Raw genomic sequence first — 15428 nt, forward strand, 5'->3', positions numbered from 1 at the left:
GCGACTACCAGCGCCGGCACAGCATCTCGGCAACCTTGACCGCGAGCCGGCAGGCCGCGTTGGGTCGCGGGCTCGCGTGAGCCTGCGGCGGCATCTCCGCCAGGCTCTGAAGCACGAGGCAGGGGATGCCGTGACTGAGGGCGATCAGTCCCGTCACATAGGCTGTATCGTCGGTGGCGAGGGCACCCGGGACGGCGGCCGAAATATCGGCATCGGTGCCGCCCCCGTTGCGCGTCACCGTCATCCCTTCGAAGAACACGCCGATCTCGTCGAGCATGGTCGTCGCTGCCTCATGGGCAAGGCGGCAGAGCTCCGGATCGGCCGGGATGATCATGCCGCCTTGGCTCGGGAATGGCGGTTCGGCGATGCTGAGCGCATCGCGGAGCTGGATCTCGATCCGGAACGGCGCGACCGCCGTCGCAATCACGAGATCGCCCGGGCCGGCGCCGACGAAGCGGGCGCCCAGAGTTGCCTGCGCCAGTGTTGGGCCAAGGGCCTGCGCGCGTCCCGGCATGATCACCCAGCGCGCGCCGTGCTCCTCGATCGCGACCGCCGTCGCGCTGGCCGCCTCGGTCATGGATCGCCCGAGGCAGATCACCGCGTGGAAGCAGGCGTGACGGATGATCGCGCGTGCGGCGTTGCGTTGTTCGATCAGCGTGCCCGGTCCCATCGCCTGGATCAGGCCTTCGATGTCATCAGGTGTGCTGACGACAAACCCGATCGTATGGGCCTTGGCGTGGAGGAAGCGCAGCGCGTCGAGCATCGCGTTGATGCTGGCCTTGTCGCGCTCGTCGAGCTGCGGCCATAACGCCTCGAGCACGTCCAGCGAGGCCTCGATGCTGGCGCCGATCACGCCCTGGCTGAGCGGACGGCCGGGCGTCTCGCAGCGATAGAGCTCCTCCAGCGTCTGCAGGACCGTTCGCCGGTCCTTGATTGCGCCAGCGCCCTGCAGGATGCGTGCGAGAACGAGTGCGCGCTTGCCGGGATCGAGCGGTACCGCCAGCCAGGCGAAATCCGCCAGCTCCGCCGCCTGCTCGCTTGCCGCGCGCTGAAACTCGCCGACGACCTGGCCATAGTGCCAGCTGAGCTGCCACGGCGTCACCTGCCGGCCGCGATACCTGCCGCGATCGATCCGTTCGAGGGCCTGAGCCTGCAGCTCGTGGCGCAGATCCGGGTCGAAGCCTGCTGCGCGCGTATCCAGCAGATGATGGGCGCGTGTCGCGACCCCCGGACCAAACCACTCCTGGTCGGGATCGCCGACGGCCAGCCCGCTCGGCATCCGGATGTGGACCGTTCTGCGAAACTGGTCCAGCTCGCGCTTTGCAACACGTGCCGCAGTGGCCGAGACGCTCTGCAGTTCGCAGAACGCGTCGACAACGCTTGCCCAGTCCCAGAAATCATCGCCGTAGAACGGAATGCGGTATTGCCGGCTTGCGACGATGCACGCACAGATCTCCTCGATGTGTCGCGCGACCCGATCGAGGATGTCACGGCGCGCCAGTGCGGGATCAGTCAGGCATTGATGGACGATGCGCGCCGCATTGGCATTCACCACGTGCCAGTCCTTGGCGGGGAATTTCGGCGTCTTCAGCAGATATTCGAGCGCATCGACGAGGCAGCGTCCGGCCAGCGCGCGCGGCGAATTGTCGTCGAACCAGCTGGTATTACCGATGCCGTACCCATGCAGGTCGGACGTGAAGAAGACCGGCGGATGTCGAGAAACCACGCTCGCCTCCTGGTCCGCTCACCGCGTCTTTCATGCAATTGTTTAACGTTTGTAGCTCGATCATCGCAACCGAAAGTTGATTTTGGGTGACTGTCATTTGTCCCAGTGCCAGGACACCGGCGGCGGTGCGCCGACCCGCCGGTGATCGAGGTCGCTGATCCCTGCGCTCAGGCGCGGAAGGTTCGCATCAAGCGGTTGAGCCGCTGCGCCATACGCTGGCTCCACGCGGGTTGCTCGCGAACCAGGCGGAAGCCGAGGTTGGCCGGCGGCGTGCCCGAGGCGCAGCCGCCGGCGCGCGCGTCGCGGATGAAATCGGTCACATAGGCCCGGTGTGCGCCCTCGGCGAGCCGCACGCCGCAATTGTTCACCGTCTTGATGACGTGCCCTGCATGATCCTGCAGCTTGCGGCTGAAGCAGGTCGAGGTCCATTCCCAGACATTGCCGGCGAGATCGGCGACGCCATGCTCGTTGAGGCCGAAGCTGCCGAAACTGCGCGGCTTCGGGTCATCGGGCAGCGTAGCTTCGCGCTCGTAGCGGGCGATCCAGCGCCGCGAGGGGTTCGCGTCATCGACCGCGACGCCGTCGTCCTTGAAGCGGCTGCCGGCGGCATGGGCCCACTCGGCATCGGTCGGGAGGCGATAGATGTGACCGGTCTTGAGCGAGAGCCATTCGGCATAAGCGAGGGCATCGAGCCAACTGACCTGCACGGCCGGACGGTCGATGGCGACGGCGACGTCGCGATCGAGGGCGCGGCACGCGCGGGCGTCGACGCAGGCCTGATAGTCGGCCGCGCTGACCTGGTGGGTCATGATCGCAAGCGGACGATCAAAGCGGATCGTGGTGACGGGGGCTTCGGCCGGCCGTCCGTCGCGCAGATGATCGCCGGAGTCGCGGTAGTGGAGCGTGCCGGGCGCGATCTCGGTGAGAGCCGGGCCGTCGAAGCTGGCGGGAGTTTGGAGTTCTGCGATGATCGGGGCCAGGGCAGTCGGGCCGGCGACGCCGACGATGCAGGCGAGAGCGAGCTTGATCTTGAAGGCGATAAGCATGGCAGCACATCGGAGCTAACGGGGGCCGGGATACCGGCCCCCAGGGTCTTGGGTGATGAGGGTCTTGAGTGATAAGCGCTGATTAGTTGGTCGAGCCGGTCGGAATGTCCGCCGGAGCCTTCACCTGCGTCATCAGGTCGTCGTTCCACTTGCCCTCGACCTTGAAATGCGCGGTGGCTCCGAGATTGGCCGCCTCGATCAGGTTGTGGGTGACGTAAGCGTAGATGCCGGGCTGCAGGAATTTGTAGAGCGCGGCCCCGGCCGAGCCACCGCGGATGAACCAGGTCTCGAGCCCGGTCTCCGGCGGATTGGAGAATTTTCCGGTTTCCCAGACGTAGTCGCCGTGGCCGCCGATCAAATGCGGGCGGCTGTCGCGATTGGCCTGAGAATGGACGATCAGCACGTTCTCCCCGACATTGGCGGTGAGTGCATTCTTGCCGGTGAGCGCGCCGGCCTTGCCGTTGAACACGACATGGGTCGGCGTCAGCTTGCGCATGACCTCCTCGGTGTCGCTATACGCTTCGCCAGGCGAGTCGTAGGACTTGAAATTGCCCTTCTCGTCGCGCGGCACATAGAGGTCCTGCTCGCCGATGTAGTAGACGCGGTCGTAGCGCAAGGCATGGCCATGGCCGTCATTGAGACCATCGCGCGGCAGCACCATCACGGCGCCGTTCATGCCGGAGACGACGTGCCAGGGAATCATCGGTCCACCGGGGGCGCAGTGGTAGACGAATACGCCGGTGCGCGTGGCCTTCCAGCGCAGCACGACCTGCTCGCCCGGATTGATCAGCGTCAGCGCGCCGCCGCCGAGCGCTCCGGTCGCCGAATGGAAGTCGATGTTGTGCGGCATGGTGTTGGTGGCCGGGTTCACGAGTGTGACCTCGACATAGTCGCCCTCGTGCACGACCATCAGCGGACCGGGCATCGAGCCGTTGAACGTCATGGCCTGGAAGGTGGTGCCCTTCTCGTCGATCACCATCTTCTTCTCCTGGACCACGAGCTTGAACTCCATGATCTTCGGGCCTTGCTTGGTCGCCTGCTCATGCGCATGCACGAACGGCGGGGCAACCAGATCGACCTTCTGGCGCGGCAGCTTGAGGTCTTCGGCAACAGCGGGAGCCGCAAGCATCATCGCGGCGATGGCTGCACTGAGCAGGGCGGTGCGGCGGGTCAACATGGATCGCTCCTTCGTTTGGATCTGTTGTGTGCCGCAAACAGCATGCGCCTGTTGGAACCCGGCTTGTTTGTGCTGCAACAAGCAACTTAGCAATTGCGGAATTGTCTGGAGGAATGAGGCAAAAGCGCCTTCGAGCAGCGTGCTGGCCGGCACGCAACTGATTTGCATCCGCGCGCGACCAACGGAGAAGCAGTCGCATGTGGACGTGGATGGCCGGGCTTGTCCCGGCCATGACGTGGAGGAAGTTGGACTCATATGTCACGTGTGCGCAGCGCTGGGCAACGATCAGGCTGTGGCGTGAGCACCGGCTCATCTGGCCGCTTCGCGCGCGCATGATGAGCGGATGCGTCGGGCTCGTCCGAACTCTGGATGAACAGACTCTCGGTCGTCCTCGGTGGAAATCGTCAGCTCAGCCAGCGCACCGCCAGCAGGACGACGAACGCCACTGCGGCCGCGACACAGAACAGCGTCGTCATGAACATCGCGATGTTGCCGAGCAGGCCTGACGGCACCGAGTCGTCGCGAAAGGATTCGAACCCGTCTGATTGAGGAATATGGCCGCGGACATTGGTGAGGACAGCGAGCAAGCGAATGAGCAGGTCCAGGGCTTCCATTGCGGTTTCCTCGAATCGGGGGCAAGCCGATGATCCCCGCCAAAACGGCCGGCGACTTTGACGAAGCGCAATGTCGAGGGCGAAAGCCGGGGTTTTACTGGCCATCTGACGGGGCACCTGCTGGCTGCGTCCTTGAGGAAGCTCAAGGTCGTCTCCATTGCCTTGTGTCAAACACGCCTCAACTCAGGTGGACAGGACATGAGACCAGATCTCGCCGCATGCTACGGTCAGGAGCGCCTCCCGCGCTACACCAGCTATCCCACGGCGCCGCATTTCTCGGCCGCAGTCGGGCCCTCCACCTACGCAGAGTGGCTGCGCGCGATTCCCGCCGATGCCACGGCATCGCTGTACCTGCATGTGCCGTTCTGTCGCTCGATGTGCTGGTATTGCGGCTGCAACACCATGGTCGCCAAGCGCGACGAGCCGATCGCGGTCTATGAATCCGCGCTGCGCTGCGAGATCGACATGGTCGCGCGCCAGATCGGCCGTCGGCTGCCGGTCGGGCACATTCATTTCGGCGGCGGCACGCCGACGATCATGGCGCCGGACTCCTTCGTCGATCTCGTCGGCTCGCTGCGCCATTCCTTCTCCGTGCTCTCGACGGCCGAGATCGCGATCGAGATCGATCCGCGCACGCTGACGCCGGCGATGATCAATGCGCTGGGGACGAGCGGCGTGAACCGTGCGAGCCTCGGCGTGCAGAGCTTCGATCCGCTGGTGCAGAAGGCGATCAACCGGGTGCAGAGCTTCGAGCAGACCGCCGCGGCGACCACGGGGCTGCGCCGGGCGGGCGTGGCCGGCGTCAATTTCGACCTGATCTATGGGCTGCCGCACCAGACCGTCGCCTCCTGTCTGGAGACGGTGCAGCGTGCCGTCGAGCTGCGCCCCGACCGGCTGTCCGTGTTCGGCTATGCGCATGTGCCGTCATTCAAGACGCATCAGCGCAAGATCCCGGATTCGTCGCTGCCCGACAGTCTGGAGCGCTATGATCAGGCGTGTGCGATCAGCGATACGCTGAAGGATTCCGGCTACGTCCAGATCGGCCTCGATCATTTCGCCTTGCCGACCGATCCCATGACGATCGCCTTCCGCGAAGGCCGGCTGCATCGGAATTTCCAGGGCTACACCACCGACGCCCACGATCTGCTGCTCGGTTTCGGCGCCTCGGCCATCGGCCAGCTGCCGCAGGGCTACGTCCAGAACGCGCCGCAGGTGCGCGCCTATGAGGAGAAGATCGCCTCCGGCAGCCTCGCCACGGTGAAGGGCTATGGCCTGACCGATGATGACCGGCTGCGGGCCGACATCATCGAGCGCATCATGTGCGACTATGGCGTCGATCTCGATGTCATCTGCACGCGGCATGGCACGGCAACCGATGCGATGCTGCAATCGGCACCGCGGCTGCAATCGCTGATCTCGGACGGCGTGGTCGAGCTCAACGGCAGCGCGCTGGCGGTGACCGAGCATTCCCGGTTCCTAGTGCGCAGTGTGGCTGCGGCGTTCGATGCGCATCTCGATGCGTCGAAGCAGTTGCATAGTCGCGCCGTGTAGCGAGCCTGCCGCACAGCTTGTGCCGCGACAAAGACGGGGCAGGCCGCGCCGGTTACCATTCACGTTCGAATGGAGGCGCGCATGCCTATCACCTTTGACGAACTGGTCGACGACGTCATGCGGCGCAAGCCGGAGACGATCCGCATCTTTCTCGCGTTCCAGATGCGTTGTGTCGGCTGCCCGATCGCCTGTTTCCACAATGTCGCGGATGCCTGCCGCGAGCATGGCGTCGATCCCGACGCGTTCCTGTCAGCGCTCTGCGCCAGCACCTGATCAGGAGCGCGATGCCGAGGCGTCGGAGCTCTGTTCCGCCAGCAGCACGATCTTGTGCGGCTCCCGCAGCACGATCTTCTGCCGGCCGCTTTCGACGAGGCCCTGCTGCTCCCAGCCGGACAGAATCCGGCTCACCGTGTGCAGCGTCGTGCCGGTCATCTGCGCGATGTCCTGGCGGCTGATCGGGAAGTCGATCTGCACGCCGTGATCAAGCTTGCGGCCGGCCTGGTTGGCGAGCCGCAGCAGCGCATGCGCGATGCGCTGCTCGACCTGCTGCGTCGACATCTCGATGACGCGGGCATGGGTTTCCTGCAGCCGCTGACCGACCGTCTGCAGCGTATTCGCCGCGAGCGACGGGAACTTTGCGACGAGGCGCGGCCATGCGGCCGACGGCCAGGCGAGCACGATGCTGTCGTCGACGGCGGTCGCCGTCGCCGGATAATGCTGCAGGCCGATGGCCGGCGCGACGCCGAACGTGTCGCCGGGCACGACGTAGCGCACCACGATCTGGTCGCCGGTCGGCGTCGTCTTGGTGGCGCGGACATGGCCGTGCAGCAGCAGGAAGAACGAGGTCGCATCGGCGCCCTGCTCGAACACCGCGCCGTTGCGCGGAACACGCGTGGAGCGAGCCTCCCGCAGCACCTCCGTGAGGTCGTCGGCGGAGAGTCCCGCAAACAGCGGCAGATGCGCGACCAGCGAGCGGTCGATGGAAGCCATGATGTTCTCCGGGCCGGGCACGGCGAAATTTGCGCCGCTCAATAACACGATTTCGCGATCCGCCGGAAGTTTGTGCTGGCGCAATCCGTCGCGAGCCATGCGCAACTACATCGGGGGAGGCGCCGTGATCGGCGCGGTTCCCATCGATATCGAGCGAGCATGCCCATGGCCATTCCGCGCAACTATCAAGGTTGGACCGTTCTCGCCAACGGCTTCCGTCCGTTCTTCCTGCTCGGGGCGATCCAGGCCGCGCTCGCGATCCTGGTGTGGCTCCCGGCCTATTATGGCGAGCTGAAGCTGGGCTCGGCATTTGCGCCGCGCGACTGGCACGTCCATGAAATGCTCTACGGCTATTTGCCGGCGATCGTCACCGGCTTCCTGTTCACGGCGATTCCGAACTGGACGGGGCGGCTGCCGATCCGGGGCCTGCCGCTGCTCACGCTCGTCGTGGTCTGGCTGGCCGGACGTCTCGCGGTGACATTGTCCGCCTTCGGCCCCTGGTGGGCCGCGCTGCTGATCGATGCGAGCTTCCTGCTGCTGGTCGTTCTCGCCGCGGCGCGCGAGATCGTTGCGGGCCGGAATTGGCGTAACCTGCCGGTCGTCGCCGCGGTCGGTGTCTTGCTCGCCGGCAACGTCGCTTTCCATGTCGAGGCGCATCTGCAGGGTGCGGCGGACTATGCGATCCGCATAGGCGTCGCCGTGATCGTGCTGCTGCTGGCCTTGATCGGGGGCCGCATCACGCCGAGCTTCACGCGCAACTGGCTGGTGAAGCACAATCCCGGCCGGCTGCCGGCTCCGTTCGGCCGCTTCGACATGATCGTCGTGCTGCTCAGCGCGGTGAGCCTGCTCGGCTGGATCGTGGCGCCGGACAACGCAGCCACTGGCGTTGCACTCGTCGTCGCCGGCGTGCTGCATGCGGTGAGGCTGGCGCGCTGGGCCGGCGACCGGACGCTGCGCGAGCGCCTGCTGGTTATCCTGCATGTCGGCTACGCCTTCGTGCCGATCGGCTTCCTGCTCAATGCGGCGGCGAGCGTCGGATGGGTGCTGCCGAGCGCCGGCCTGCACGCCTGGATGGTCGGGGCCGCCGGGATCATGACGCTTGCAGTCATGACGCGCGCCACGCTCGGCCACACCGGCCAGGCGCTGACGGCCTCGGTCGCGACGCAGGCGATCTATCTCGGCATCATCGTCGCAGCGCTGACGCGGGTCTGCGCCGTGCTGGCGCCGGCGCATGCGGGCGCGTTGCTGCACGTCGCGGCCTTCGCCTGGGTCATCGCCTTCGCAGGCTTCGCGCTGGCGTTCGGCCCGCTGCTGCTCGGCCTCAAGCTGCGCGCGCTGGCGATCCGCTCCGCGGGATCGGCTCAGCCGGTGCTCTGATTGCGCGCCACCGCGCGCGAGAACACCACCTCCATCAGCGTGCCGGATTTCGGCGCCGCCTTGACGTGGAATTGCGCGCGGTTGGCTTCGACCAGCGCCTTGGTCAGCGACAGGCTGAGGCCCGTGCCCTCGGAGCTCAGCTCGGCTCCCGCGGCCGCGCGGAACGGCTCGAGCGCCGCGGCCACCGCCTGATCGTTCAGCCCATGGCCGGTGTCGCGCACGCGCAGCAGCACCTCGCCGAAATCCGACAGGGCCGTCGAGACGATCACCTGGCCGCCGGCATTGGCGAGCGAGATCGAGGCCGAGATCAGGTTCATGGCGATCTGCCGCAGCGCCCTCGCATCGGCGACGACAGGCGGCAGCACCTGCGACAGCGAGGTGCGGATGATGATGCGCGCCCGGTTGGCCTGCGGCTGCATCACCGCGACGCAGCTCTCGACCAGCTCATTGAGGTTCTGGCTGGTGAAGGCGAGCTCGAGCTTGCCGGTCTCGATGCGTGACAATTCGAGCAGGTCGTCGATCAGCGACACCACGCGCTCGCCGGAGGCGCGGATGTCCTTCATGTATTCGGCATAGCGCGTGTTGCCGAGCGTGCCGAAGCGCTCGCCGATCATCACTTCGGCAAAGCCGATGATCGCGTTCAGCGGCGCGCGCACCTCGTGGCTGATCCGCGCCAGCATGTCGGCCTTGGCATTGGCCGCACGGTCGGCGACGCGCCGGGCCTGCAGCAATTCGTTCTCGCCGCGGCGGAGCTGCGACAGATCGCGGAACACCGCGAAGAAATTCGGCCCCTCCGGCCGCGTGCGGCCGACCGTCATCGACAGCGGAATGGCGCCGCCCTGGGCGATCTTGCCGAGCACCTCGTGGCCCTGATCGCGCACGCCCGACGCACCGGCCTCTTGAACGCAGTCGAGATAGTCGAGCACGAGCCGGGCGCTCTCGGGCGCGAACAGCTCGATCAGGTTGCGCCGAACGAGCTCAGTGCCGTCATAGCCGAACAGCGCCTCCGCACTGCGATTGCAGGCGTGGATGTTGCCGCCGGCATCGAACATCAGGATGCCCTCGGCGGTGACGTCGAGGATGGCAGCAAGATCCTCGGCCTCCGCGTGACCGGCGGCCGGAGGCGGCGGCACCACGAGCGCGGCCGGTGCTGCTTGTGCCGGCGCCGGCGCGGCGTCCGTCGTGGGCGGCAGCGCCGCTGCAGGACCTTGCGTCGGCGCGAAGATCAGCGCGTGCGCGGTGTCGCCGTCCCAGGTGATCGTGAACAGGCGCGCCTCGGCCTTGATCTCCTCGCTGGAGGAGCCGTCGGCCGCGGAGATCGTCACCGGCGTGCCGGTTTCGGATTTGTTGGAGGATCCCGAGCCGCCGGGCTCGACATAGAGCGCATCGAGGCCGCCGGCCTGCTCGAGCGCCGGCAGGTCGGCATAGCCCATCTGCTTGAAGAAGGCGGGGTTGGCATAGAGCAGCCGATCGAGCCGGTAGATCAGCATGCCCGTCGGGAGCAGGTCGAGCAGGATGCGGTCGCGCTGGCTGTCCCCCTGGGCCGGCGGCGCCTCGGGCGTCAGCCAGTCCGTCTGCAGCCCGCCGCCGTGCTCGCTCGTCGCGTCGGACCGTGCCGACATCTCGTCGTGCTGGGCTGGTCCAAAGGGATCACTCACGCGCGGCGCCATCTCGTGCGCCGGACCGGAAAGGTCCGCCGGCGTGTTGCGGACCTCACCTTCGAGCCGGGCCGACAGCTGGCGCGCAAGTTCATGAAACGCATTGTTCTCCACCGGCGTCAGCGCCGGAAGCTTGCTCTCTCCGAGGGCGCGGAACGGCACGACGTTTCCGGCCGCCTCCAGGCCGACACCATCAATGTGGGACGCGTCCGTCGCTATGGAAGCATCCCGTGCTGACAGCGTGATGTTGTCCTGCCGCGGCGGCGCATCTGCGGCCGGCCCATGGTCGGATTGCGCAAGCTCTGCCGGTGCAACATCAGCCGCAGCAGGATCGGTCCCGCCGCCCTGCGACGCCTCGGCCGTGGCGGGGCGCAGCGCCTCCAGACGGTTCAGGGTGTCGAGATCGCGACAGACGCCGAAGCCACGATAGCCGGAATAGGTCTGCTCCCGCGTGAGGACCGGCAGCCCCGAGAGCTCGACGGCAAGGCGCTCGCCGCTGTCGTCGGTCGGCCACGTCACGACGAGGTTGCTCCAGGTCTGCCGCGATTCGATGGCAGCGCTGACGAGACCGTCCGGATCGAGTCCGAGCGTGTCCGTGATGTCATGCCAGGGCTGACCGAGCAGGGCTGCGCTCCGTGCGCCGATCAGGCGGACGAACTCATCGGAGCCGACCGAGAACCGCCCTTCGGCATCCATCTCCCAGGAGAAACGCAGCGGATGACGACGCGCGCGCGTCGACGCATCATCGGAAACGGCGTTGGCCTCGTCGTCTGCCTGCTGCATCGGCGGCGCGGCAGCCTCGGTCGCGCGGTCCTCGCTGGCCGCAGCCTGCGATGGCGCGAATGCGGAGGGATGCAGGTCGGCCGTGGTCTGCGACACCAGCGCCTGCGGCTCGAACAGCTCGGCCTCCGCGGGATCGTCGATGAGGAGGAATTCAGCCGGCGCTTCGTTCGACAAAGCGGGAGCTTCGTAGTCGGTGTGGCGTTCAGTCATGTCGTCCATCGAAGGGGCAGGCGGAGTCTCGGCCGCATCGGTGCCGGCGATCTCAACGGCGGCAGGTGATGCCGGGGAGGCATCGGGGGCGAGCTCTGCGTGTTGTGTGGGCGCCGGGCTCGGCGCGTCGATCTCGTCAGGCCTGATCGGCACGGGCATCGCGACCAGTCCGGTCTGACTGCCGCTGCCGACACGGCACAGCAGGGCGCGCTCCGCGCCGAGCGTCACCTCGGCGAGGCCGTCGGCCAGTGCCGCGTGTCGGGCTGCCGCAAATCGCGGATCGCTCAGGTCGTGCATGCCGAACAGGTGCCGCCCGGCCGGGCTGATGCCGGCGAACTGGCCGTCCTGGGTGAACGCGATCAGCGCATGCGCGCTGTTGTCCACCAGCCGCTTCAGACGGTCGGCAAGCGGAACGCTGCGCCCGGTGCTGTCGGTGCTGGTGATCAGCACGGCCCGGGTGCCGTCTGGAAGATCGAGCCTGGCGCAGCCGCAGGTCGCGAGCGTGCCGAGCGGCGCGCCGAAACCGCGGAGACGTTCGAGTCGGAGCGCGCCGGTCTCCGGCAGCCGTCGCGCCAATTGCGCGACCTGGCGGCGATGCTGATCGGCCGGTCCGAACGTCCTGGCGCTCAGCGCCGCGGCATGGCTCGCGGCGAACACCCGCGCCCCCATCGCATTCGACCAGAGAACGCGGCTGCCATCGGCCGACCACAGCCACGCCGGCAGGCTGCCCGCGGCGTGGACCGCCAGCCGGGGATCGCTCAGGACCTGCAATTCGAGATCGGCATGGGTCATGGGCAAAGACGAACGACTCTTCTGACTTTCATCGGTGGCCGGAACTGGCAGCGTTAAGAATTCGTTACTATCGCGCGTTTTGAGGGCAGAGGTCCACGGCCCGGCGACCGCGAGGTCTTGCTAAAGCTTGGATAACCTTAATGTGTTCCCGGCCTGTCCTCGGCCCTGCAAACCCGGGCGCGCCCGGCCTTTTGCATTGCAAAAGCGCCTGGCGCCGTCACGATGCGGATGGGACCGGCAGGCTAAGGTGACCGGCGCGCCCCGATGCGGGTCGCGTCTCGCGGGCTGGTTCGGGCAACAGGAGGAGGGACGGATGACGGACGACGGACGCCGATTCGAGATTCCGAAGGACATGCGCGCCATGGCCGAGGCCGGCTTCGACCAGGCCAGGCAGACGTTCGAGAAATTCCTGGCGGGCGCCGAAGCCACCGCCGGCTCGCTCGAGGAGCGCGGCGCCACGGTGCGCGCGGGCGCCAAGGACATCGGCGCCAAGGTGCTGTGCTATGCCGAGAAGAACGTGCAGTCCTCGCTCGACTATGCCCAGTCGCTGGTGCACGCCAAGGATCTGCCCGAGGTGCTCCGGCTGCACACCGACTACATCCAGGGCCAGATGCGATCACTGGCCGAGCAGGCGACCGAGATGGGCCAGGCGATCCACAAGGCCGCGATCGACGCCGGCAAGCCCAAAGCTTGATGGTCTGAGCATCTCGTGGTGCACGCCTGGATTGAGCGGCTCGTTCCTTCCTGGGCGGCCCGCGACAAAGAGTTCCAGATATCGGAATTAGTCGTTGCGTTGCACAAATTCGACACGATATAGCTCTACGCGAGGTTGTTACCTCCCAGGGGCGGTTCCTCTGCGTGATCCGAAGTGACGTCTCGTTGCCGGGACGATTCAGCCTTAAATGTTCCCAAGGATGCATGCCATGACCAATGCCACCGATCCTTTCTCTGCATCGATCATCCCGTTCGAGGTTCCCGAGCAGGTGCGCGCGCTCGCCGAGAAGGGCGTGTCGCAGGCCCGCGAGAACTACGCCAAGTTCAAGGACGCGGCCGAGACCCACAATTCGGCCATCGAGGCCTTCTTCGCCAACGCCAGCAAGGGGGCCGGCGCCTATTCGTCCAAGGTGATGGAGTTCACCAAGGCCAACACCACCGCCTCGCTCGACTTCGCCCAGGAGCTGTTCGGCGTGAAGTCGCCGTCGGAAGCGATGGAGCTGTGGGCCGGCTTCGCCCGCAAGCAGTTCGAGGCGTTCACCGCCCAGGCCAAGGAGCTCGGCGAGCTCGGCCAGAAGGTCGCGACCGAGACGGTCGAGCCGATCAAGGAAAGCGCCACCAAGCTGTTCAAGCCGGCGGCCTAAAGTCCACAGCCCGAGCCCCGCTCGGCGCCTACCGGCGCCAGCGGATGGCCGCGAATCCCGAGCCCGGCGCGCTCCGCGTCCGGGCTCGATCTATTTCGAGCCCGCATTCTGGGCAGTCGCGGGAAGCGCTCACAAAGGCAGCAAAAAACCGCGGGGAGGCGGGCGACTTTATCCGTTCTCGGACTTGCCAAATCCCCCCATTGCACCTAGTTTCCGGCCGTTCGGGCGCCCCCTCTCGCGGGGCTCTGCCCGTTGCGGATGCAGTTGTAGCTCAGTTGGTTAGAGCGCCTGTCTGTGGAACAGGAGGTCGGTGGTTCGAGCCCACCCAACTGTACCAAATTCCCGACATATCGATCGTTTGCCTCGCCGGCGGCGTTGTTCGTCCGATGTCCCGCGGCGACAAGCGTCGAGGATGCCGATGAGCTCCACAGCTGTCGAGGTGCGAATGAGCCCGGCGATCCGATCTCTACGCTGAGGAAGCATGATGGATGCGAAGTCAGCCGCAGCATTCAAGCAGCACGTCGAGCGGTCCATCGAGCAATTGTCGCTCGCGCTCACGCTTGCCGACGAAGCCTGTGAAGACCAAGAATTTCTGAGGCTGAAGGGGATGATCGGCGATGTCATCGCTCGGCTGGACGCCATGCTTCAATGTCGTAGGGCGGATTAGCGCCAGCGTAATCTGCCATCTTCGAGCAAGATATCCGAGGACAGTTGTTCCTTCGGGCGCCCTTGTGCCGCCTTTGACCTATGCTCACTGCCTGAACGATGAACCGGCGGATCACCCTGCGCTGATCCGCCCTACGCGCGATACTTGCGTCTGCACAATTCCGTTCGCCACTGGGGACCGACCATGGGAAGTGACCAGATCGCTGAGATAGCGCCAGCTGTCCGCGAAATTCTGGGTGGCGGTTCGGGCTGGATCGCGACGTTCGAGGTCACCGGCGATCCGACGAAATGGGTTCAGTTCGAGATCGGCTGCATCAACGCGGCATATTTGTCCGCCGACGCCCCGAGCCAGAAACTCGGAGGGCTCCCGGCATTTGCGCTGTTGATGTGGGAGCCGAACAAATATCTGACCGGCAGTCTCGATCTGTCCGACCCGCGATCGATCGCGCGATGGATCGATGATTATTATTTCTCCGCTGTTCTGGAGTGTGCGGACGACTACTCTATCGATGTCGGTATAGCGCGTCTCTGACCGCTTGGAGGCCTGCAGACATCCTGGTGCACACCCGGCAACTTATGCTGGAATGAGCAAGTCGCAATTCACTGCCAGGCGGACATTCGGCGTGATTGTGTCAGTATACCGATCGACGCAAGGCCACGATCGGGGCGACGATGCGGTAGGCGCGAAGTGGGGCGGACGCTCAGCTTAGGCGATCGCTCACTCGGTTCCGGTCTGCGCCTAATACATCAAGGCCTGGGGATGATAACATCAGCCGCCTTTCAACGGTTTTAATCTGATGCAGAGACCTGAAAACTATACTTTGTTTGTCGAGCTTCTGTTCGGGGGCAGCATGCTCATGCTGGCCATCGCGATCATCTGTCACCTCTGCACTCGCCGTTTCCTGCGTAGCCGTCATCTCGCACTGGGAGTTTGCGCACTGCCGCTCCTCACGATTTTGATGATCGTTCTCTCGGCCGTTGTTGTAGCTGTACTCCCTGCATTCTATTCGGCTTCGTATGGTTATCTGCCAGCGCCTGACGAGCCTATAGGGCTCTTGGGCACCACAGCATCTCAGCTTGGTATTCTCCTGATGCTGCTCGCCTTCTTATTGGTTCTCGCTCACTTGCTGTCGCTGGCATTTTTAGGTCTTCGCGTCGCGCTTTTCCAGACAAGTCCGCATGAACTCCGCTGGTGAAGATCGCGATGGATCGCTTGGCATCGATCTTCCGTTTTCCAGAAAAAATCTTGACGCCGCCCCCAAATCAGTGGTCTTATCCGCGCATCCCGTCCCAAGCGAAGGGGCGTACGCGCGGTCGTCACGATACGTGGGGCGGGGATGCGGTGGCCGTGATGGATCAGGCGCTACGGCGCGACGACTGATCCGTCACGGACGATGAAGTCGTGTGGTCCTGGCCTCTCGTCGCTGAGGTCAAGTCAACGTGTTGCTTGACGGCACGCGCTGATGATGGGGGCAAGAAC

At 65.6% G+C, this 15428-nt stretch carries 15 protein-coding genes and 1 tRNA gene; 10 read left to right on the forward strand and 6 right to left on the reverse strand.

Annotation, left to right across the window (positions count from 1 at the left end; translation table 11 throughout):
* Positions 1-4 precede the first annotated feature (4 nt).
* The 4 genes from BRAD285_RS03450 to BRAD285_RS03465 form a co-directional block, all read right to left on the reverse strand.
* A complete protein-coding gene (locus BRAD285_RS03450; protein WP_006614160.1) occupies positions 5-1726 on the reverse strand; it encodes a hypothetical protein in 1722 nt (573 codons plus the stop codon).
* A gap of 167 nt (positions 1727-1893) precedes the next feature.
* Positions 1894-2772: an SUMF1/EgtB/PvdO family nonheme iron enzyme gene (locus BRAD285_RS03455; RefSeq protein WP_006614159.1), complete on the reverse strand. Its 879-nt coding sequence runs from the start codon at positions 2770-2772 to the stop codon at positions 1894-1896.
* A gap of 82 nt (positions 2773-2854) precedes the next feature.
* Positions 2855-3949: a copper-containing nitrite reductase gene (gene nirK / locus BRAD285_RS03460; RefSeq protein ID WP_006614158.1), complete on the reverse strand. Its 1095-nt coding sequence runs from the start codon at positions 3947-3949 to the stop codon at positions 2855-2857.
* Between the two features lie 404 nt (positions 3950-4353).
* Complete coding sequence (locus BRAD285_RS03465) at positions 4354-4563, reverse strand: hypothetical protein (protein WP_006614157.1); 210 nt, start codon at positions 4561-4563, stop codon at positions 4354-4356.
* 198 nt (positions 4564-4761) lie between these two features.
* Between BRAD285_RS03465 and hemN the strand changes: the two genes are divergently transcribed.
* On the forward strand, positions 4762-6114 hold the full coding sequence (hemN, locus tag BRAD285_RS03470; protein ID WP_006614156.1) for an oxygen-independent coproporphyrinogen III oxidase: 1353 nt from the start codon (positions 4762-4764) through the stop codon (positions 6112-6114).
* An 81-nt stretch (positions 6115-6195) separates the two neighbouring features.
* Entirely contained in the window at positions 6196-6387 is a 192-nt protein-coding gene (locus BRAD285_RS03475) for a DUF1858 domain-containing protein (RefSeq protein WP_035648067.1), read from the forward strand.
* On the opposite strand, the gene BRAD285_RS03480 is transcribed toward BRAD285_RS03475, so the two are convergent.
* Entirely contained in the window at positions 6388-7104 is a 717-nt protein-coding gene (locus BRAD285_RS03480; RefSeq protein WP_006614154.1) for a Crp/Fnr family transcriptional regulator, read from the reverse strand.
* Between the two features lie 159 nt (positions 7105-7263).
* Here BRAD285_RS03480 and BRAD285_RS03485 point away from each other — a divergent pair, with 159 nt between their 5' ends.
* Entirely contained in the window at positions 7264-8481 is a 1218-nt protein-coding gene (locus BRAD285_RS03485; protein WP_035648061.1) for an NnrS family protein, read from the forward strand.
* On the opposite strand, the gene BRAD285_RS03490 is transcribed toward BRAD285_RS03485, so the two are convergent.
* Positions 8466-11924, reverse strand: a complete 3459-nt coding sequence (locus tag BRAD285_RS03490) for a PAS domain-containing sensor histidine kinase (protein WP_006614152.1) — start codon at positions 11922-11924, stop codon at positions 8466-8468. The two genes, BRAD285_RS03485 and BRAD285_RS03490, sit on opposite strands and share 16 nt — an antisense overlap.
* Before the next feature lie 313 nt (positions 11925-12237).
* Between BRAD285_RS03490 and BRAD285_RS03495 the strand changes: the two genes are divergently transcribed.
* The 7 genes from BRAD285_RS03495 (at position 12238) to BRAD285_RS35655 (ending at position 15329) form a co-directional block, all read left to right on the forward strand.
* Entirely contained in the window at positions 12238-12618 is a 381-nt protein-coding gene (locus tag BRAD285_RS03495) for a phasin (RefSeq protein WP_006614151.1), read from the forward strand.
* A gap of 229 nt (positions 12619-12847) precedes the next feature.
* Positions 12848-13282, forward strand: coding sequence for a phasin (locus tag BRAD285_RS03500; RefSeq protein WP_006614150.1), 435 nt, complete (start codon positions 12848-12850; stop codon positions 13280-13282).
* Between the two features lie 260 nt (positions 13283-13542).
* A tRNA-His gene (locus BRAD285_RS03505) sits at positions 13543-13619 on the forward strand.
* Positions 13620-13763: 144 nt separating this feature from the next.
* On the forward strand, positions 13764-13949 hold the full coding sequence (locus BRAD285_RS03510; protein ID WP_244422329.1) for a hypothetical protein: 186 nt from the start codon (positions 13764-13766) through the stop codon (positions 13947-13949).
* 183 nt (positions 13950-14132) lie between these two features.
* Positions 14133-14480 carry a hypothetical protein gene (locus tag BRAD285_RS03515; RefSeq protein WP_035648058.1) on the forward strand — a complete coding sequence of 116 codons (348 nt, stop codon included), beginning with the start codon at positions 14133-14135 and terminating at the stop codon, positions 14478-14480.
* A 265-nt stretch (positions 14481-14745) separates the two neighbouring features.
* Positions 14746-15144, forward strand: a complete 399-nt coding sequence (locus BRAD285_RS03520) for a hypothetical protein (protein ID WP_006614148.1) — start codon at positions 14746-14748, stop codon at positions 15142-15144.
* On the forward strand, positions 15141-15329 hold the full coding sequence (locus BRAD285_RS35655; protein ID WP_172889731.1) for a hypothetical protein: 189 nt from the start codon (positions 15141-15143) through the stop codon (positions 15327-15329). The genes BRAD285_RS03520 and BRAD285_RS35655 overlap by 4 nt, the downstream gene beginning before the upstream one ends.
* Positions 15330-15428: the final 99 nt, after the last annotated feature.

Origin of the sequence: Bradyrhizobium sp. ORS 285 (genome assembly GCF_900176205.1) — a bacterium.
In the GTDB taxonomy this organism is placed as follows: domain Bacteria; phylum Pseudomonadota; class Alphaproteobacteria; order Rhizobiales; family Xanthobacteraceae; genus Bradyrhizobium.